The 19,731-nt window shown below is 68.6% G+C and carries 14 protein-coding genes; 2 read left to right on the forward strand and 12 right to left on the reverse strand.

Going from position 1 to position 19,731, the window contains the following annotated elements:
- Window positions 1-15: 15 nt before the first annotated feature.
- Both FB384_RS05055 and FB384_RS05060 read right to left on the reverse strand, forming a co-directional pair.
- Window positions 16-2,490 carry a WXG100 family type VII secretion target gene (locus FB384_RS05055; RefSeq protein WP_183779579.1) on the reverse strand — a complete coding sequence of 825 codons (2,475 nt, stop codon included), beginning with the start codon at window positions 2,488-2,490 and terminating at the stop codon, window positions 16-18.
- A complete protein-coding gene (locus FB384_RS05060; RefSeq protein ID WP_183779582.1) occupies window positions 2,487-2,849 on the reverse strand; it encodes a hypothetical protein in 363 nt (120 codons plus the stop codon). The genes FB384_RS05055 and FB384_RS05060 overlap by 4 nt, the downstream gene beginning before the upstream one ends.
- Before the next feature lie 126 nt (window positions 2,850-2,975).
- Here FB384_RS05060 and FB384_RS05065 point away from each other — a divergent pair, with 126 nt between their 5' ends.
- Window positions 2,976-3,143: a hypothetical protein gene (locus FB384_RS05065; RefSeq protein WP_183779584.1), complete on the forward strand. Its 168-nt coding sequence runs from the start codon at window positions 2,976-2,978 to the stop codon at window positions 3,141-3,143.
- A 102-nt stretch (window positions 3,144-3,245) separates the two neighbouring features.
- Here the strand turns inward: FB384_RS05065 and FB384_RS05070 are convergent, their stop codons facing one another.
- The 10 genes from FB384_RS05070 to eccCa all read right to left on the reverse strand — a co-directional run bounded on the left by FB384_RS05070 (window position 3,246) and on the right by eccCa (window position 18,026).
- A complete protein-coding gene (locus FB384_RS05070; RefSeq protein WP_183779586.1) occupies window positions 3,246-3,704 on the reverse strand; it encodes a hypothetical protein in 459 nt (152 codons plus the stop codon).
- Window positions 3,705-3,736: 32 nt separating this feature from the next.
- Window positions 3,737-6,643 carry a hypothetical protein gene (locus tag FB384_RS05075; protein ID WP_221213380.1) on the reverse strand — a complete coding sequence of 969 codons (2,907 nt, stop codon included), beginning with the start codon at window positions 6,641-6,643 and terminating at the stop codon, window positions 3,737-3,739.
- Between the two features lie 73 nt (window positions 6,644-6,716).
- Window positions 6,717-7,022, reverse strand: a complete 306-nt coding sequence (locus FB384_RS05080) for a WXG100 family type VII secretion target (RefSeq protein ID WP_183779590.1) — start codon at window positions 7,020-7,022, stop codon at window positions 6,717-6,719.
- Between the two features lie 320 nt (window positions 7,023-7,342).
- On the reverse strand, window positions 7,343-8,686 hold the full coding sequence (glmM, locus tag FB384_RS05085) for a phosphoglucosamine mutase (RefSeq protein WP_183779592.1): 1,344 nt from the start codon (window positions 8,684-8,686) through the stop codon (window positions 7,343-7,345).
- Window positions 8,687-9,245: 559 nt separating this feature from the next.
- Window positions 9,246-9,716, reverse strand: a complete 471-nt coding sequence (gene rpsI, locus FB384_RS05090) for a 30S ribosomal protein S9 (RefSeq protein ID WP_183779594.1) — start codon at window positions 9,714-9,716, stop codon at window positions 9,246-9,248.
- A gap of 14 nt (window positions 9,717-9,730) precedes the next feature.
- Window positions 9,731-10,183: a 50S ribosomal protein L13 gene (gene rplM, locus FB384_RS05095; RefSeq protein ID WP_183779596.1), complete on the reverse strand. Its 453-nt coding sequence runs from the start codon at window positions 10,181-10,183 to the stop codon at window positions 9,731-9,733.
- Between the two features lie 554 nt (window positions 10,184-10,737).
- Window positions 10,738-11,025 carry a WXG100 family type VII secretion target gene (locus tag FB384_RS05100; protein WP_183779598.1) on the reverse strand — a complete coding sequence of 96 codons (288 nt, stop codon included), beginning with the start codon at window positions 11,023-11,025 and terminating at the stop codon, window positions 10,738-10,740.
- 62 nt (window positions 11,026-11,087) lie between these two features.
- A complete protein-coding gene (locus FB384_RS05105) occupies window positions 11,088-11,405 on the reverse strand; it encodes a WXG100 family type VII secretion target (protein WP_183779600.1) in 318 nt (105 codons plus the stop codon).
- 374 nt (window positions 11,406-11,779) lie between these two features.
- Complete coding sequence (locus tag FB384_RS05110) at window positions 11,780-13,951, reverse strand: type VII secretion-associated protein (protein WP_183779603.1); 2,172 nt, start codon at window positions 13,949-13,951, stop codon at window positions 11,780-11,782.
- A 52-nt stretch (window positions 13,952-14,003) separates the two neighbouring features.
- Window positions 14,004-18,026, reverse strand: coding sequence for a type VII secretion protein EccCa (eccCa, locus tag FB384_RS05115; RefSeq protein WP_183779604.1), 4,023 nt, complete (start codon window positions 18,024-18,026; stop codon window positions 14,004-14,006).
- 283 nt (window positions 18,027-18,309) lie between these two features.
- Between eccCa and eccD the strand changes: the two genes are divergently transcribed.
- On the forward strand, window positions 18,310-19,704 hold the full coding sequence (gene eccD, locus FB384_RS05120; RefSeq protein WP_183779606.1) for a type VII secretion integral membrane protein EccD: 1,395 nt from the start codon (window positions 18,310-18,312) through the stop codon (window positions 19,702-19,704).
- Window positions 19,705-19,731: the final 27 nt, after the last annotated feature.

Genomic DNA, 19,731 nt, shown 5'->3' on the forward strand with positions numbered 1-19,731 from the left:
CCTGTCGCAGCGCGCTCACTTGTCGTAGCGCACGGCGGGCGGGTCGTCGCCGATCGTGCCGGTGATGGCCTGCGGGGACTCGGAGCCGTCGAACAGGCCACCGTCGATGCGGTAGCTCGATGTCCGCTCCTGGCCGCCGCCCTGACCACCGGCGCCAGCACCGCCCATCGGCGCACCCATCATGCCGCCGCCCATTCCGCCGCGGCCACCGCCCGCTCCGCCACCGGCGTCACCGCCCGAGGGGGCGGCGGCTGCCGCGGGCGCCCCGCTCGCGGGAGGTGCGGTCGTGCCGCTCGTGCGGGAACCCTCGTCCAGCGGCTGCTGCGGCTCGCCATCTGCCGAGAACCCGCCGCCACCTCCGCCGCCGACCGAGCCGGCACCAGCGCCGATGGAACCGGCACCCGCGCCGATCGAATCCGAACCGCCCACGCCGCCGGCGCCCACACCGCCGGCGCCTGCTCCGGCTCCCGCGGCGGTGTCGCCGAGGTCACCCGAGATCGACGAGGACGGCGTGAAGTCGCCGGACAGCGAGCCGATCCCGCCGCCGGAACCGTCGTCGAGCCCGTCGAGCGTGTAGGTCGTCGGCTCGCCCTCGCCGTCGTCGACCGTGACCAGCGTCGGGCCGCCGGGGCCGTCGGGCCGCTCGGCGACGATCTTCATGTCGCCGTCCTCGATGCGGATCTTGCCGTCCGGGTCGGGCCGGTACACCTTGTCGCCCGCTGCCCCGTCACCGGCGCCGCCGGTGCCCTTCGGACCGAAGTCGCCAGGCTCACCGGTACCGGCCGCGTTGTCGTCAGCGCCGAAGTCGAGCTGGTAGTCCTTCAGCGGGCCCTCGCCGCCGTCGACGGAGATCTCCATCCTGCCGTCTTCGTCGGGCTCGGTGATCTCGAGCTTGTTGTCGCCCTCTTCGACCGTGAGCTTGTCGCGGTCGCCGCCCGGCGTGCCGAGCAGGCTGTCGGGCCCGCCACCGGTGTCGGTGTCGAGGTCCGCCTGCGGCGTCGTCACGTCCGTGTCGCTGCCGTCGGAGTCGCCGCTGCCGGGGCCGCCGGTGCCGGGGCCCGGCGTCTCGAACTCCGGCATCTCCGGCGATTCGGGGGTCGGGACCTCCGGGGTCGGCGTGGCGGGGGCCCCGCCGCCACCGCCCGACGCGCCACCGCCCGGCGCGCCGCCACCTCCGCCCGGGGTGGACACGCCCGGGCCCGGGGTCGGCACGTTCGGCGTCCCCGCTCCGCCTCCCGGAGTGCCGGCGCCCGCTCCGGGGGTTCCGACGCCCGCGTCGACACCGGGTTGCTGCCCGCCCGGCTGCTGCCCGCCCGGCTGTGCGGGAAAGCCGTTCTCGTACTCACCGAGGTATTCGTTCAGCGTGCCGTAGGCCTGGTCGACGGCTTCCTTCGTCGAGTCGCACAGCGACTTGAACGACGCGTACAGGTTCTCGTACAGGTCGACGTTCCACGATTCGCGGATCCACGTCTTGGTCTCGGTGATGACGAGTTCCTTGTTCTCGTCGTTGAGGCCGCAGTCGTCCGCGCGGATCGTGGATTCCAGGTTGGAGCCGCACACCGAGTCGACCCAGGCGGCCACCTCGAGTACCTGGTCCTGGTTGTCGAAGTCGCCGCGCGCGAGCTTCATGACTTTCCGTGCGACGTCGGGCGTGGCCTGGCCGACCGTCGGGGTGTAGAGCTGAATGACCTGTTCGGCCTTGTACTTGACCGTGTCGAACACCGTGCGGACGGCGGTCTCGATCACCTCGGATGCCCCCGACAGGTGCTCGATCAGCTCATTCGAGTTCGGCTCGATGTCCTCGCTGTACTGCTGGTACGACGCGTTCGCCGCGTCCCCGGTCCAGTCGCGATACAGCGAGTTGAGGTCCTGCTGGGTGCTCTTCTGCAGTTCCTGCAACGTGCCGTGCGCTTTGCGCAGCTGCTCGGCGTCGTCGAGGAACTTCTGGAAGTCGATGCCACCCTGTTCCCAGTAGCGCTCGCGGATGTCCGAGGCGTAATCGAGCGGACCGTCGATGCGCTGCGAGTCGGCCGGGGCCTCCGCGTCGATCGGCAGGAACTTGTGGAACGTGTCGAGCGCGTCCTTGGCCAGTTCGAGCAGTTCGTCGGAGGTGGTGATGCTCGTCGTCGACGAGGACGACGACCCGGGCGGCTGGGCCTGGTCGAGTTCGCCGCTGTTGTCCTCGAGCTTCGACTCGATCTGACGGCCCCGGTAGCTGCCCTCCTCCGATTCCTCGCGCGCCCGCTCGTAGGGGTCCTTGTCGCTGTCGTAGCCGTCGTAGTTGCCCCACGAGCCGCCGCCGTAGGGGTCGCCGCCGTAGCCCCCGGGGTACGGGTGAGGAGTGACGTTGTACTTCTCGTAGTAGTCCTCGGCGGCATCGTTACCGTCGCCGCTCATGGAGTAGCGGCCGAGAACCGCCTGTTTGGTGTCGGCGGAGACGTACGGATCGTCGAGGATCTCCTTCGTCTCCTCCCAGGTGTACTCGCTCACAGTCCACTCCCCGCCTGGTTGGCCGCCTGCGCCTGCGATTCCTCGGCCGCGCCGTACTGCTGCCCGGCGGCACCGACTGTGCTCGCGAACGACGTCAGCGCGCCGCACATGGCCTGCGCCGCCTCGCCGATCGTCTGAAAGCCCGTGGTGTAGTCACCGCTGAAATCCGTGTGCGCCTTGCCGAATCCGCCCTCGCCGACGTTCGACGTGCCGACGTCGGAAACCTCCTCCTGCGCACTCGCCGCGGCATCGCTGATGCGCGTGGCCTGGTTCGACATCGAACCCTGGTCGGCCGTGTAGCCGTCCGGCGCATTGACCCCGCTCACCGTCGACACCCCCTGGAAATCATCTGTGGTCATCTGCCGCATAGGACGCGAGAAGTACCGGATCGGTGCCGTCGCATCTGCACACGAAATGTACCGGCTTGGGAAGATCGGAGGAACGCGAAACAGCCGCTACCACCCGGAGAGGAACAGCGCCGGCGAATGGTGTGGACGACGCGGGCGGTGTGGGGTGCGCAGGCCGGGTTGGTGACCGGTGCAATGGTGATGCGCTGCGGCGTCGGTGGTGGTGTCGACGGCTGCGGGGTTGACGAGGGCAGGTGGGTGGTGGTCCTGGTGGAGAAACGGCGGCGGCCGACCGGACCGTGGTGATCCGGACGACCGCCGCCGTGCATGCTGTCGTCAGCGCGTGGTGTCAGCGCGTGGTGTCAGCCGGGTAAGCGCGGCAGGCGGGCACATCGCCTGTGCGGGCCACTAGACGAACCAGTCGCGATTGGCGAAGTCCTCGTCGTCGTCCTCGTCGGTCCGGGGACGGGCGGGAGGCCGGACCGGTTGGGTGGACTGCTGCGGAGGTTCCGCGACCGGCGGCTGCGGAGTCGGTGCGGTGGGCTGCGCAGGTGCCGGGTCGACCGGCGCCTCCTCCAGCTCGTCGCCGGCAGGACCGAAGTCCATCGTGCGACCGCCCCCGTCGTCCCGCCGCTGCAACCACTCGTTCTTCGAGTTCGGATCCTCGCGGGCTTCCTTGTTGGCGGCGGCCTGTTCATCCAACTCTTTGCAACGCTCCAGGCTTTCCTGCCGCCGCTGCTCGGCCGCTTCAATGATCTCGCGTTCCTGCCGCTCCGCACGCTCACTGATCTCGGCAGATGCCGCTGCGAATTCCGCGCGATTCTCGGCGAGCGCCTCTAGCAGCTCGGGACTTGCGCTCTCGGTCATCGTCGACTGCCTCCTGGTCTATCAGTGTGCCGTTACCGGCTGAACGACACGGCGGACTCGACGCCGTCGCCGATCGTGCCGCTGATGTGATTCCCGGCCACGGCCTCGCCGAACAGATCGCTGACGGCGTTGAGGATGAACTGGCTCTGCCGTTCCTCGTCGCCGCCACCGCCGCCACCTCCGGCGCCGCCCATGCCTCCGCCCATCATGCCGCCGCCCATACCGGCACCACCGGAGCCGCCACCGCGGTCGCCGGAGCCACCAGGGCCGCCGTTGTCGCCGTCACCGGATGCGGCCGCGGAGTCGCCGCTCGGGCTGTCACCCATGTCTGCGTCACCGAGGCTGCTGCCGTCCGCCTCGCCGGCACCGCCGCCGAGTGCGTCGTCACCCAGGGATGATCCGAGGCTGGATGCGGGTGCGGTGGAGTCGTCGGGACCGCTCGCGCCGCCGGCGTCACCGTTCGCGTCCGGCTGGTCGGCCGTTCCTGCTGGGCCTGCCTGTGCCGCATCACCGGCTGCAGATCCGGACGCACCACCGTCAGCCGAGTCCATACCGTCGGGCATCGCCGCGGGCCCACCTGCGGTTGGGTCGGAAGCCGCACCGGCCTGCATCGCTTCGCTGCCTGCGTCGACAGCCCCGCCTCCACCTTCGGCGGCGAGGTCTCCTGCCGCCTGCGCCGCGCCGGTGGAACCACCGTCGAGTCCGGGTTCCTGGCCGCCGGCCGCCGGGTCCATGCGTGCGTTCTGGGCCAACATGTCGGTGTCGCCCGGGGCGTCCCCTGCCGGACGCAACCGGTCGCCGCCTGCCTCGGACCCGGCCGTCTCGTCCTCACCGAGGGTGTAGGTGGTCGGCTCGCCCTTGCCGTCGTCGACGGTCACCTTGGTCGGCCCATCGGGTCCGTCGGGCTGCTCGGCGACGATCTCGGTGTCGCCGTCCTGGATGCGGATCTTGCCGTCCTCGTCCGGCGTGTAGACCTTCTCGTCCCGGCCGCCGCCCTGGGCGCCACCGGCCCCGTCACCGGAGCCCTGCGGACCGAAATCCTGCCGACCCTGTTCACCAGGGTTCTGTCCCTGGCTGACCCCCGGACCCTGGCCTTGTCCTCCGAGTCCCTGGCCGAGCCCCTGATTCTGGCCGCCGGCCTGTGCCGGGCCACCGTCGGTCTGCCCACCCGGCTGGGCACCTCCGGACGCGTCCTCACTGTTGCCGAAGTCGAGCTTGTAGTCCTTGAGCTGCCCGTTGCCGTCGTCGACGGAGATCCCCATCTCGCCGTTGGCGTCGGGCTCCGCGAACTCGAACTTCTTGTCGCCCTGTTCGACCGTCAACGTGTCGCGCTCGGCAGCGTCCTTGACTGCCTCACCGGTCGCCGGGTCGATCGGGTAAGGCTCGCCGGTCTCCGGGTCGGTTTCGAGCTTGCCGCCCGTGACAGGGTTCTTCCCGTCACCCGCTTCGCCCGGTTTCGGCTGACCGTTCCCGCCCTGACCTGCTTCCCCCTGCGCCTGCTCACCGGCGACAGGGCCACCCCCACCGTCCATTTGAGGCGGCGTGAAACTGCCACCGGCATTGCCTCCACCCCCTCCGGGAGGAGTGGAAGTTCCACCTCCGCCACCTCCAGGCTGCTGATTACCAGCACCACCTGGATCCGTGATGGCCTGAGCGCCAGACCCCTTGCCATCGCCACCCGGGCCACGCTGGCCGGTAAACGCGCCTTCCAGGTCCTTACCAAGCTGCTGAATCAGGGTGGAGTAGTTCTTCTGAATCGCCTTGCCGGCATTACGCCCCTGGTCGTGAAATCCCTTTACCTTCTTGTCGTAACCATTGGCGAAATCCAGAAGCTTCTGCTTCGTATCAGCTTGGGCCTGCTTGATCTTGTCACGTTCCGCGTAGATATTCTCTTCGGTGATCTGATCGGCGACAACGTAACCGAGTATGGACCCAACCGGCCCAAGCGCCCCTTGAAGCAGCGAAAACGGGCTCGTCAAGAAGTCGCCGATATGGTCCCACATGCTCTTGTTTTCCATCTCCTGGATGGCATTATTGAGCTCCCGCAGGGCGTTGGGAATCTCCTCGTGCGCCTTGATCAGGTCCGCAACCTGTTGCTGGGTGAGGCCGGTGATTTTTCCATCACCGTAGACCTGCAGGACGGCCTTGGCATACTCGACTACGTTTTTCTTGTTGTCACCACTTACCGTCTTGATGTTCTCCGGCGCGCGACCCAAGGCTTCCGAGAGCTTGTCGGCGTTGTCGACGATCGCCTTGTTCTGCTGTTGCGCCGCCTGCTTGGCATCGCCGGTCCAGTCCTGGGTACCCTGCCCCCACGCCGTGTCGAGCGACTCCTTCGCCTCGTCAACCGCACTTGAAGCGGTTCCCAGCATGTTCGCGTCCTGACCGAACGCACCGAAGTTCATGCCGCGGAACTCGTCAAGACCCGCTCGAATCTGCTGCGGCGAGCCACCGGTGTGGGTGTACTGACCACTGCCGGGGCCTGAATTCTTGTCCTCAGTCAGGTCTGATTCGACATACTCCGGCTTCTCATTACCCTGACCATCCCCAAGATTCAGCTGCTTTACTTGTTTGTAAAGCGGATGAAAGTTGTCAAAGAGCTTGATTGCCGGACCGACCTCGCCAATGATCTCGTCCGAAGTCTTGAAGCCGCCCTCGTCCAGGTTCTTTTTAGCGTCCTTGATTTTTCCCTTGTTGACGCCGTCAAGACTCTTACGGGCGTTCATAAGGTTCTCGAGCGGAGCCTCTCCGCCCTCTTTGATGTCTTCCGCGTCGTATCCGTACTTGCTCGAATACTTGTCGATCTCCTGATGACTGACCATGCCCGCGTTGGATAGAGCCATCAACATTTGACCACGCTGCTGCGATGAAATGTCTGGATCATCGAGCAGAGTTTTCATCTCTTTCAGCTCTGCGTCTGTGAAAACCGAGTTGGCCATTTGCTGGACTGCTTTGGCGCGAGCTTCGTCACCTCGCAGTCCACTCAGCGCAATAGAGGCCTCGCGGTCCATTTCAGACCCCCTTCTTCGCGATCGACTCGGCGCTGACAGCCTCACCGTCTTCGTACGACTTCGCGGCCTTGCTGAGTTTGTCGCCCAAGTCCCCTACTTGTTCGCCGTACTTTTTGACCGCGGTTTGATACTGCTCAATGGCATCCGCATACTTCTCGGCCGTCTCCGACCAGAGGTTGCCAATCTGTGATTCACCGACTCCGGCTTCGATCTTTTTTCCGGCTTCGCCGAGACCTTTTCCTTCTTGGGTGTAGTTCTTACCCACCTGTCCCAGTTTGCCCGGGTCTACCTTGTGTCCACCGGCCATCGGTTCCTCCCCCTGTTGCGTGGTCGTGCGGGTCGAGCTTGCTCCTCACGGTTCAGACGCAACACGATGACGTCCAGTGCCGTTACAGATGCACAGCGAAACATACCGAATCGGCCGGGTCCACGACACGAGAACAACCACACCAGCCGTGCATGACCTGCACCGCAGGGCCCGACAGCCGGGGAGCGGGTGAGCTCCGGGAGCAGTGCAGCGAGTTGCACGCCCCGGCCAACCGCCAATCGACGTTCAGCCCAGGGTTACGGCACCCGACTACCCCCGGTCGACCTCGACCGGCTTCCAGTGATCGGTGTCGGCCGCCTTCACGCCACGGCGGCGACGACTCCCGCCAGCCGGTCGGCGGCGGCCTGCGCCGTGGCCTCGGCCTTCGCCTCGACCATCACCCGCACCAGCTGCTCGGTTCCCGACGGGCGCAGCAGCACGCGCCCCTCCTCGCCCAGCTCGTCGGTCACCGCCTCGACGGCGTCCTTCACGGCCTGCGACGCCGCCACCGCGGCCTTGTCGGCCACCCGGACGTTCACCAGCACCTGCGGCAACCGTTCCATCACCGCCGCCAGCTCCGCCATCGGCTTGCCCGTAGCCGCGGCCCTGCTCATCAGCCGCAACGCCGTCAGCAGCCCGTCACCCGTCGTCGCGTGCGCAGGCAGCACCACGTGCCCCGACTGCTCCCCACCGAGTGCGAACCCGCCGGCCCGCAGCTCCTCGAGCACGTACCGGTCGCCGACGGCCGCCGTGCGCAGCGCGATGTCGTGTTCCTTCATCGCCAGGTGCAGGCCCAGGTTGCTCATCACCGTCGCCACGAGCGTCGTGTGCGCCAACTCGCCGCGTTCTGCCATGTCCAGCGCGAGCACCGCCAGGATCTGGTCGCCGTCCACCAGCCGGCCCGCGGCGTCCACGGCCAGGCACCGGTCGGCGTCGCCGTCGTGCGCGATCCCCAGGTCCGCACCGCAGGCGACGACCGCCTCCTGCAGCCGCTCCGGATGCGTCGAACCGCATCCGTCGTTGATGTTCAGCCCGTCCGGCTCGGCGTTGATCGTCACCACGTCGGCGCCGGCCTTCCGGTACGCCTCCGGTGCCGCCGTCGACGCCGCGCCGTTCGCACAGTCCACGACCACCTTCAGGCCCGACAGCGCGTGCGGCGTCGCCGCCACCAGGTGCGACACGTACCGCTGTACCGCGTCGTCGACGTCGACCACCCGGCCGATCTCCGACCCCGTCGGGCGCACCCGGCCGGGACCGTCGCCCGCGAGAGCCGCCTCGATCTCGTCCTCGATGCTGTCCGGCAGCTTGTGCCCACCCTCGCCGAACAGCTTCACGCCGTTGTCCGGCATCGGGTTGTGCGACGCCGAGATCATGACGCCGAAATCCGCACCCAGGTCGCCCACGAGGAACGCCACGGCCGGAGTCGGCAGCACACCGACCCGCAGCACGTCCGCACCCGCCGACGCGAGGCCGGCAGCCACCGCTGCCTCCAGCATCTCGCCACTCGCGCGCGGATCCCGCCCCACAACAGCCACCGGGCGGTGGGACCGGTCGTGCGCAGCCAACACACCCGCGGCTGCAGCCGCTACCGACATCGCCAACTCCGGTGTCAGCTCACCGTTCGCGAGACCACGCACACCATCGGTGCCGAACAGGCGGGCCATACGTTCCTCCAACTGCCAATTTCTCGCGTCTCACGACGCTCCCGAGCCCACGGTGGGCACTGCGCGCCGCGCCGACAACTTAGCGACACACGCGCGGGCGATACCGGCGGGTCGCCGATAGCGCTACCGCCGGTGCCCGCACGACGACGTTCCGCACCTCACCCGGCACTCGAACCCGCCGACACTCCGTCGATCGGCAGGCCGAGCCGAACCGGACACCGCGCCGCCACCGACACACCCGCAAGCCGCCGCACCGACACCCCGGCGCACCGGTCACGATCGGCAACCGGCGACGATCGGCAACCGGAGATGCCCGAATGCGCGGTCGAGCGCCGGCGTCGACGGAAGCGCTCCAGGCGCGACACGCACCCGGAGGACGCAACACGGTCTCCGGAGGACGCAACACGGCCCCTGGGAAACGCGACACGGCCCCCGGAAAGCGCAACACGCGCCACTCCGGTGCGGACACGCGAAAGCGCCCACCCGTATATCGGATGGGCGCTTTCGCGTGTTGCCGCGCGCGCATGTGACGCACGCGACCGGAAACCTTCGCCGTAGGTCAGCGCTTGGAGTACTGCGGCGCCTTACGGGCCTTCTTGAGGCCGTACTTCTTACGCTCCGTCGAACGCGCGTCACGCGTGAGGAAGCCGGCCTTCTTCAGCGCCGGACGGTCGTCGGCGTCGATCTCGGCGAGCGCACGGGCGATGGCCAGGCGCAGCGCACCGGCCTGACCCGACGGGCCGCCGCCACGCAGGTTCGCGGAGATGTCGAACGACTCCGGCTTCTCGACCGTGACCAGCGGCTCACGGATGAGCTGCTGGTGCACCTTGTTCGGGAAGTAGTCCTCAAGCGGCTTGCCGTTGAGCTTGAACTGGCCGCTGCCGGGCACGAGGCGCACCCGGACGACGGCCTCCTTGCGCCGGCCGACCGTTTGCGCGGTGCCACCGGCGGCACGAGACGGCTTCGGCGCGGCCGGCGTCTCGCTCATCACAGCCGCTTCGGTGGCGGCCTCGGTCTCGGTGCTGGTCACAGGCTGTTCCTCACTCACTTGGTCACCTGAGCGATCTTGGTGATCTCGTGCGGCTGCGGGTTCTGCGCGGCGTGCGGGTGGTTCGGGCCGGCGTACACCTTCAGCTTCTTACCCATGGCACGGCCGAGCTTGTTCTTCGGCAGCATGCCCTTGATGGTCTTCTCGAGCAGGCGCTCCGGCTTGTGGTCCAGCAGCTCGCCGAACGACTGCTTGCGCATGCCGCCCGGGTAGCCACTGTGGCGGTACGCGAACTTCTGCTCGCGCTTGTTGCCGGTGAGGGCGACCTTCTCGGCGTTCACGATGATGACGAAGTCACCCGTGTCCACGTGAGGAGCGTAGGTCGGCTTGTGCTTGCCGCGCAGCAGCGTGGCAACCTCGGTCGCGAGCCGGCCGAGCACGACGTCCTGGGCGTCGATCACGTGCCAGGCACGGGTGACATCGCCGGGCTTAGGGCTGTACGTGGGCAAGGGTCTACCTCGTCGTCAAGATTGCTTGTGGGTACGTGCGGGCTGGGCGCAAACACTCGGCGCGCGCACAGACTACGAAGATACCCGGTCGCTTCGGAGCGCATGGAAGCGGGGTCGGGTCGGCCGGTCATCTTAATGTCGGCGGCCCCGCACGCCGAGGAGGCCGCACCGGCGCGTCGACATCCGGCGCCGACGCATTTTACGTACCACCGCCGGGCCGAGTGAAGCCCCTGTGGCACCTCAACTACGCCGACCCGACCACACCCCTCGACGGCACGCCGGCGCGTGACTGTATTCCGCCCGTCGACCCGCCGGCCACCCTTCGACGGCACGACAGCGATGGGAAGGCCTGAGGCCCTCCCGCTGGCCCACCACCGACGGCACGCCGACGCGGGGCTGTGTTCGATGCCCCGAAGGCGCACTCGGGCACGCGCCACGCAGCCGATTCCGGAGCCGGTGGCACGCCCACCTCCTCCGGACATGAGAAAGCGGGCCCGGCGTCAGCGCCGGACCCGCCTCAACACAGCGTCGTCAGCTGCTCGGCCGAAGCCGTCTCAGCCGAACATGCCCTTGATGCCCTGCTCCGTACCCTGGTACGAGTCGGCGATCTGCGGCAGCGCGGTGGCGATCTGCGCGAGAACCTGCTTCAGCTCGTCGAGCGAGTTGTTCCAGTTCTGCTGCAGCTCCTGCCAGGCCGCCATGGCGTCACCTTCCCACTCGCTGGTGAGCGGGGCCAGGTTGCTCTTCAGCTGCTCGAACAGGGCCTCCAGCTCCGAGCCGGTGGACTTGCAGTCCTCGGCTGCCGTCTGGATTGTTGCGTAATCAACCTTGATTCCGGCCATGGTCTTCTTCCCTCCAGAGAAAGTTTAAGAAATGCGGTGGATCAGGATGTGGGAGCGCCTGCTCAGAGGCCGCCGAGAACGTTGCCGATGTTGCTGATGGCGGAGTTCTGCTCCTCTTCAGCCTGCTGGTACTTGTGACCGGACTGCTGGAGCAGGTCCGCGATGTCCTGCAGCGCCTGGTTCAGCTTGTGGTTCTTCTCGTCGAACGCGGCCATCACGTTCTGGAACGCACCGGCTGCCTCGCCCTGCCAGCCGGCCGACGTGGCCTCGATGTTCGAACGCAGCTTCTGCATGTTGGCGTCCATCTGCCCCTTGGTCTCGGACACGTCCTGGAACGCCTTCTGGAACTGCTCCGGTGTACCTGCAAAACCGCCAGCCATTGGGAATGACCCCCTTCGTAAGTGGTTCGGTCGAGTACTTCCTCGTTCGTACTGACCCTACGACGAAGACCCTGCCACGATCGGTTCCACGATGTCCCACCGGACTGGGAAGTAGTTGCTCCCGTAAACGCAACTGGTTGGAACCAGCAGGAACCGGTCGTGTTTTCGCAGGTCAGAACCATACGTACGGTCATTTGCATTCGTTTTCGAAGGGCCTGCGACCACGGACGGGTTACCGGCGGAGGATCGATTCCCGGGTTCTCCGGCCGTGGTTTGCGAATGCGACAACGCTGATTCGCAAACGCGACTCCCGCAGTTTGCGAACGAGACTCCCGCAGCCGCAGTGCAAGGCCCCTGCAGGCCGCCATCGGGCGTCAGTTGGTGAACTCCAACGTGCCGACGATCTGGTTGCAGCCCGATTCGAGCCGCTGCTTCATCTCCACGACGCGGCATCCGATGCTGACCTGCGCCCTGCCGTTGGCCTGGACGTACCACTTGATGACCACGCCCTCGGACGGGAACTCCTCGTAGTAGATGGTGTCCTTGTCCGCATAGGTGTGGTGCTGGCGGAAATTGCGGTACTTGCCGGGGCTCTGCGCGTTCGCCTGGTCGGCGTCGGCCCGCAGCGTGTCGTAGAGCTGCCGATGCTGCTCGCCCGCATCGAAGTCCTGCTCGATCTGCTGGACGACGACCCGGTCCGAGCCGTCCGAGCCCTCCGGAGCGAACGCGACCCTCGCGCGCTGGGTGTCCTCGAGGACCTTCTCCCAGCCCTCGGGGGCCACGAACGAGTAGGAGAACCGCGCGATCTCCGTACCGGGCGGCCGGTCGTCCCGCAGGAAGAAGAACCAGCCCGCCGCACCGGCCACGAGCACTGTGACGACGGCGGCCGTCGACCACACCAGCCCGCGACGCTTCCGACTCGGCCGGCCCTCACCGTCGCCGCCGTCGGCGGCCTGCGGGCCCGGCTGCTGGCCGAAACCCTGCGACGGCTGCTGACCGAATGGGCCGTACGGCGCCGACTGCTGGTGCTGACCACCCGGTTGCGGCTGCTGCCCGCTCGGTTGCTGGTGCGGCAGCGGCCCGCTCGGCGGATACGCCTGCGGACGTCCCGTTGCCTGATGGTTCGGTCCCGGCGCTGCGGACGGGTTCGCAGCCGACCGTGCCTGCGGGCCCTGCTGGCCACCGACCTGCTGGTTCGGACCTGCCGGATGTGGTGCCTGCGGATTCGGTCCGCCGTGCCAGCCCTGCGACCGGCCGGCCTGCCGCCCCGGCGCGCCCCGCGGTACCTGCCCCGCTTGGCCGGAACCCACCGGTCCCGAAGCCGGCCTGCCCTGGACGGCCCGGTCCGCCTCGTCCCGGCCGACGACCGTCGTGGTCTCACTGCCACGGCCCGGCAGCGCACCCGGCACGGCGCCGCCGCGGTCGGGGATCACCTGCACCGCCCGCAGCGCACCGCGAGCCACTACCGTTTCCGGCTGGTCGAGCGTCGTCGGCACCACGCCCGTGCGTTCGTGCACCAGCCGGGACATCATCGGGATCCGGCTCGACCCGCCCACCAGGAAGATCGCCGTCAGCTGCTTGGCCCGCAGCTTCGCATCCTCGATCGTCGCGAGCGTCAACTCGACCGCCCTGCCGAGCGGCGAGGCAATCAGTTCCTCGAGCTGCTCACGCGTGACGTGCGCGTCGGCGAACGGCGGGGGCATCGGCACGTCGGTGTAGGCGTGACGCGACAGCGTCTCCTTCGCGCCACGGATGTCCTGCCGGAGCACCCGTCTACGCCTGCGATCCGCCAGCTCGCGGCCCTGCACCAGCTCGTCCCACGCCTCACGGTCCGCTGCGGGCACGAGCGACCCGACGTGCTCGAGCAACGCCTGGTCGATGTCCGCACCACCGAACCCCGGATCACCGCGAGTCGCGAGCACCTCGAACGCCGTCCGCCGCTGCTGCGACTCCGTCCTGCGCACCACGCTGACGTCGATCGTGCCGCCGCCGAAGTCCAACACGGCCAGCGTGTCACCGGGCGTACCCGTGAACGCGACGGTCTTCTCCGGGTTCTCGCCCTTCGCGGGCGTGTAGGTCGCCGCGTGGAACACCGCGGCCGCCACCGGTTCCGGCACGAGCGCCACCTCGTGACCCAGCCCGGACGCCGCCTGCCGCAGCAGTCGCGTGCGCACCGCGCCCCAGTCGGCGGGATGGGTCAGCACGAGCAGGTCGACATCGGCGTTCGCCGCGAGTCTGCGCGCCTCGCCCACCGCCCGCGACAGCACCGTGCGGACCACGTCGACGACCGGCAGCACCGTGTCGCCCAGCAGCAGTTCGCCTTCGTCGATGCGCCGCTTCGGGGTCGGCTCGAATCGCGCGGGGTCGACCGCGGCCTGGCGTTCCGCCTCCTGCCCGACGAACAGCGTGCCGTCGCTGTGCGCGTACACCGCGGACGGCATGAGCGGCTGGCCGTCGATCACGACGACCTGCGGCTGTCGTTCGCCGATCGCGGCCACCACACAGGTGCTGGACGTGCCGAAATCGATCGCGACGCGAAAAGTCACCGGCCGCCTCCGATGTCAGAGGCGACCGGTGATCGGTCCGACATCGCGGTGATCACTCGGGATTGATCCACGAGACGTGCATGAGCTGCTTGCCCACCTTGCGGCTGACCAGGTTGCCGCGGCCCGGAGGCATCGGCCCGGCCTTGACGTTGCCGAGCAGCTGGCCCTCGTCCTTGGAACCGTTCATGACGATGCCAGGCATCGCCAGCTCCTTGAGCTTGCCGAGGATCGGGTCCATACCGGTCCGCGCAGCACCACCGGTGCGGCGAGCGACGATCATGTGCAGGCCGACATCCTTCGCCTGGGCCAGGTACTCGCCCAGCGGCCGCAGCGGGTTGTTCTGCTGCGTCGCCACAAGGTCGTAGTCGTCGACGACCACGAACAGCTCCGGCCCCTGCCACCACGAACGGTCCCTGAGCTGCTGCGGCGTGACGTCCGGGCCGGGCAGCCGCTTCTGCATCGACCCGGTGACCTCCTTGACGATGCCTTCGAGCTGGTTGGCCGAGACCACGTACGACAGCACCTGGTCGCCCTCGACGAACCCGAGCATCGTGCGCCGGTAGTCGACGAGGATCAGCACCGCTTCCTTCGGCGTGTACCGGTCGGTGATGCCGCGGACGATCTGCCGCAGCAGGTTCGTCTTGCCGGACTCGCCGTCGGCGTAGGCCAGGAAGTGCGGATCCGCGTCGAAGTCGAGATACACGGGCGCCAGCTCGTCCTCGTTGACACCGATCGGCACCAGCTTCGAGTCGCGGCGGTTGTCCATCGCCAGCACGTCCTCGTACGGCATGAGCTCCGGCAGCAGCCGCACCTGCGGCGCGTGCGGGCCGTGCCACGCGGCGTTGATCTTCGCGACGGCGTCGCTCACACCCTCACCGATGGTCTCGTCGTCGCTCGACCCGTCGATCCGCGGCAGTCCACCGAGGAAGTGCAGCTTGTCGCGGGTCAGACCACGACCCGGCCTTCCTGCGGGGATGTTCACCGCGGTGCGGCGGTCGATGTCGGACTCCGTCGGGTCACCCAGTCGCAGCTCGAACCGCGTACCGAGCATGTCCTTGATCGCCGGGCGGATGTCGGCCCACCGGTTCGAGGCGATGACCACGTGAACGCCGTAGGCCAGGCCCTGCACCGCGAGCTTCGTGATCTGCGGTTCCAGCTCCTCGAAGTCGTCCCGCAGGGCACGCCAGCCGTCGACGACGAGGAACGCGTCGCCGAAGGCGTCCTGATCCGCGGTGATGTCACCCCGGCGCTTGCGGTTGCGGAAGTCGGCCATCGAGTCGACCTGCATTTCGCCGAACCGCGACTCGCGCTCGTTGGCGAGCGTCGTCAGCTCCGCGACGATCCGGCGGGCCTTGTCCGGATCCCGCCTCGCCACGGCGACACCGCCGACGTGCGGCAGGCCGTCCAGCGAGGCGAGCGTGCCGCCGCCGAGGTCGATCGCGTAGAACTGCGCCTCCTGCGGCGTGTGCGTCAGCGCCATCGACATGATCAGCGTCCGCAGCAGCGTCGACTTGCCCGACTGCGGGCCGCCGACGATCGCGCCGTGGCCCGCGGCACCGGAGAAGTCCGCCCACATCGGGTCGCGCCGCTGCTCGTAGGGACGGTCGACGATGCCCAGCGGCACCTGCAGCTTGCCGTTGCCGAAGAACCCGACCGGGGACAGGCCGCGTTCCTCGGTGGGGTTGAGGTTCGGCAGCAACGTGTCGAGCGAGTTCGGCTCGGTCAGCGGCGGCAGCCACACCTCGTGAGCGGGCGGGCCCTGGCCGACGAGCCTGCCGACGATGACGTCGAGCTCACTCGGCTCCACGGCCTCCTCGGACTCGGGCTGCTGCGGTTCCGGTTCCGGCTCCGGTTCGGGTTCCGGTTCCTTGGGCAGTTCGATGTAGTCCGGCACGAACAGCTGCGGCCGCTTGTCGGCGCGCACGACCTTCGCGCCCGGCGCCGCGGCCTTGATGCCGGCGGGCCGGTACGGACCGGACACGTACGAGGCCTTGAACCGTTCGAGCGTCGACGTGTCGTACTTGAGGTAACCGCCACCGGGCACCGACGGCAGCTCGAACGCGTCCGGCACACCGATCGCGGCGCGTGATTCCGCGGCCGAGAACGTCTTCAGGCCGATCCGGTACGACAGGTGCGAGTCCAGACCACGCAGCTTGCCCTCCTCGAGGCGCTGCGAGGCCAGCAGCATGTGCATCTGCAGCGACCGGCCCAGCCGGCCGATGGCGACGAACAGCTCGATGAAGTCGGGCTTCTCGCTCAGCAGCTCGGAGAACTCGTCGACGACGATGAACAGCGCGGGCAGCGGGTCGAGGTCGGCACCGTTCTCGCGGGCCTTCTCGTACTCCCAGACGTTCTTGAAGTTGCCGCCGTTCTTGAGCGCCTCCTGCCGGCGGTTCATCTCACCGGCCAGCGCGTCCTTCATACGGTCGACCAGCGTGACCTCGTCGGCGAGGTTGGTGATGACCGCCGACACGTGCGGTGCCTTGTCCAGACCGAGGAACGTCGCACCACCCTTGAAGTCGACGAGCACGAAGTTCAGCGACGTCGACGAGTGTGTGGCCAGCATGCCCAGCACGAGGGTGCGGAGGAACTCGGACTTACCGGAACCGGTCGCACCGATGCACAGGCCGTGCGGGCCCATGCCCTCCATCGCGGCTTCCTTGATGTCCAGCTCGACCGCCTGGCCCATCTCGCCGACCCCGAACGGCACGCGGTAACGGTCGCGCACCGGGCGCGGCCGCCACGCCTGCTGCACGTCGAACGTCATCGGGTCGCCGGGAATACCCAGCAGTTCGAGCAGCGACGGGTTGGACAGCAGCGGCTGTTCCTCACCGTCCTCGGCGGCCGCCGTGCCGATGCGGTACGGCGACAGCTTCCGCGCGAGCGCCTCGGTCTCGACGAGGCTGAGCGTGTCGGGCGCGCCGAACCACTCGACACCGCCCGCGCTGCGCGCACCGAGCCGCTCGGGCTCGGCGACCAGGCGCAGACCACGGCGGGCGGCGAGGTTGCCGATCGTGTCGGACAGGTCGACCAGCGTGACGCCGACCAGGCCCTCCTCCAGCAGGATCCGCTCCTCGCCGGTGACGTCGGCGTCGTCGAGCACGATCACGATGTGGGGCTGGTCCGGTGGCGGCGTGGCGTTGCGCGAGAACCGCTGCCGGTCGCGCAGCTCCTCCTCCAGCCACTGCTCGATCTGCGCGAGCGAACCGGCCATCATGCGCAGCTGGCCGATGCCGTCCGACAGCGTCGGGTGCTGGCTGTGGGGCAGCCACTTGGCCCACTCCCACTCCGCCTTCGACCGACCGGTCGACGCGACCGCGATGAGCACGTCCTCCGGGCTGTGGAACGTGACGAGTTGCGCCAGCGCCGCACGCGTCAGCCCGCGGACGAGCTCGCGCTCCCCCTGCACGCCGACGGCCGCGAACCCGCGCAGGGTGATCTGCGTCGGCAGGTCCGGGACGATCGAGTGCGCCCGCACGAATCGGCGCAGCGCCAGCGTGGCGATCGGCTCCAGCTCGTCGACGGGGCCGGTCTGCGGCGGCACCAGGCGCGTCGCCAGCCGGTGCGCGCTGCGGCCGACCCGCAGGTGAAGGAAGTCCTGGTCGTTCTGCCTGCGCTCCCACATCCGGCGCGTGGCCGCCATCGACCACAGCGTCTGCGGATCCGGGTGCACCCACTCCAGCGAGGCGCGCTGCTCCTCCATCGCCTCGCGGGCGCGTTCGCGCATCTGGCCGAGGTACCGCAGGTAGTCCTTGCGGTCCTCGTTCATCTCGGCCTTCTTCTGGCCGCCTCCCCCTTTGCCGCCACCTGCGAACATGCCGACCATCGACATGATCATCATCATCGGCATCATCAGCATGAACGGGCTCGGCGCCTGCCCCTCCTGCAGTCGCGGCACCATGATCAGGCCGACCATGCCGAGCATCGCCACGATCATGACGACCGGCAGGATCTTCATCATGATGTTGCCCGGAATTGCGCGGGGCACCTCTGGCGGCGGCTCGAGATGGACCTCGCCGCCCGGCGGGCGGGGCGCAGCAAGACGTGGCGACCGCTTGAACTGCAGCGTGCTCACCGAAAAGACCCCTCTTCAACTCGGCTGATCAAGTCGCCGTGCGACCGGCCACGAGCTGGCCGAGACCACACGGTAGCGAACGAGAGCAACCGGCGATCCACAGACCGGCGAAGTCACTGCCGCCTGGAGCGAATCCGTCCCATCGCGGCGCCGGGTGCGCTAGAAACGGCACACATCCGCAGCTGCGCGTGAGGTAGCCGTAGTCGTCCGGGCGGGCGAACGGTAAGTTCCCGTGCGCGGTATAAGTACCGGGTCAGCGAACATCCAAGTAGGGGGACAACAGGTGGCAACGGGCACGACCGTATTCAGCCGGGTCACGGTGGTCGCACCGAGCACCCGCATCGACGTCGCACTGCCGGCCGACGTGGCCGTTGCGGACCTGATGCCGATGCTGCTGGAGATGGCCAAGGAGGTCTCTCCCGACGGCGGCGCTCGGCACGGCGGCTGGGCGCTGGCCAAGCTGGGCGACGCTCCGCTCGATCCGAGCCGCACGCTCGCCTCTCTCGGTGTCGTCGACGGCGAGCTGCTGCAGCTGCGCAAGCGCAACGAGAACCCTCCGCCACCGCTCTACGACGACGTCGTCGACGCCATCGCCGAGGCCGACCCGGACGGCTTCCGGCCGTGGAGCAAGGAAACCGCCCGCAAGATCGGCCACGCCGCGGGCGGCCTGTCGGCCGTGCTCGCCGCGCTGGCGCTGTTCCTCGGCGGCATCGGCGGCTACGCGCTGTTCGCCGCGATCGCAGGCGGTGTGCTGGCCGTCGCGTGCGTCGCGCTGGGCGCCACCCTGGTCCGCGCCTACCAGGCCATCTCGACGGGCGTGCTGATCTCCGCCGCGGGCGGCCTGCCGATGGCGTTCGTCGCCGGGTTCTTCATCGTTCCGCTGGACGTCTCGGTCCGGCCGAACCTGCTGCTGGGCAGCGCGCTCGTGGTCGTGGTCGCCGCCGCCTCGATCATGATCATGGGCACGGGCCTGACGACCTTCATCGCCGCCGCGACCGCCGGCGTGTTCGGTGTCCTCTCGTTCCTCGTCGCCACGCTCGTCGACCACCCGGCGCCCGGCATCGCCGCCGGCACGGCCGCCGTGGCGCTCGGCTGCATCTCCATGCTCCCCCGCGCGACGATCTGGCTCGCGAAGCTGCCGCTGCCGACCGTTCCCGGCACGGCCGACGAGCTCAAGGAAGACTCCGAGATCCCGGACTACTCCGACATCGAGCAGCGCACCAGCTCCGCGCACAACTACATGACGGGCCTGCTCGTCGGCTGCGGTGCCGTCACCGCGCTCGCGGCGATGCTCACCGCGACCTCCGGCGACATCTGGGGCATTCTCACCGGTGCCGTGGCCACGGTCGTGCTGCTGCTGCGCGCCCGCACCTACGCCAACGGCGCACAGGCCGTCGCGCTGCTGGTCACCGGCATGGTCTCCGCCGCAGGCATCCTCATCGGCTGGCTGCAGGGCGCGGAGCCGTTCGACCAGCTGCTGTGGGCGACCGTGGCGTTCGCCGTGATCGCCGCGGGTTCGGTCGTGCTGGGTGTCGTGATCCCCAACCAGCGGTTCTCGCCGCCGGTGCGGCGCACGGTCGACATCCTGGAGGCCATCTGCATCGCGGCGGTACTGCCGCTGGCGCTGGCCGTCATGGGCCTGTACTCGTTCTTCCGCCACCTCGATCTACTCGGCTGACACCGGTGCGGGCGCCGGCCGCCCGCA

The organism is Prauserella sediminis (assembly GCF_014195435.1).
Taxonomy (GTDB): Bacteria; Actinomycetota; Actinomycetes; order Mycobacteriales; family Pseudonocardiaceae; genus Prauserella; species Prauserella salsuginis.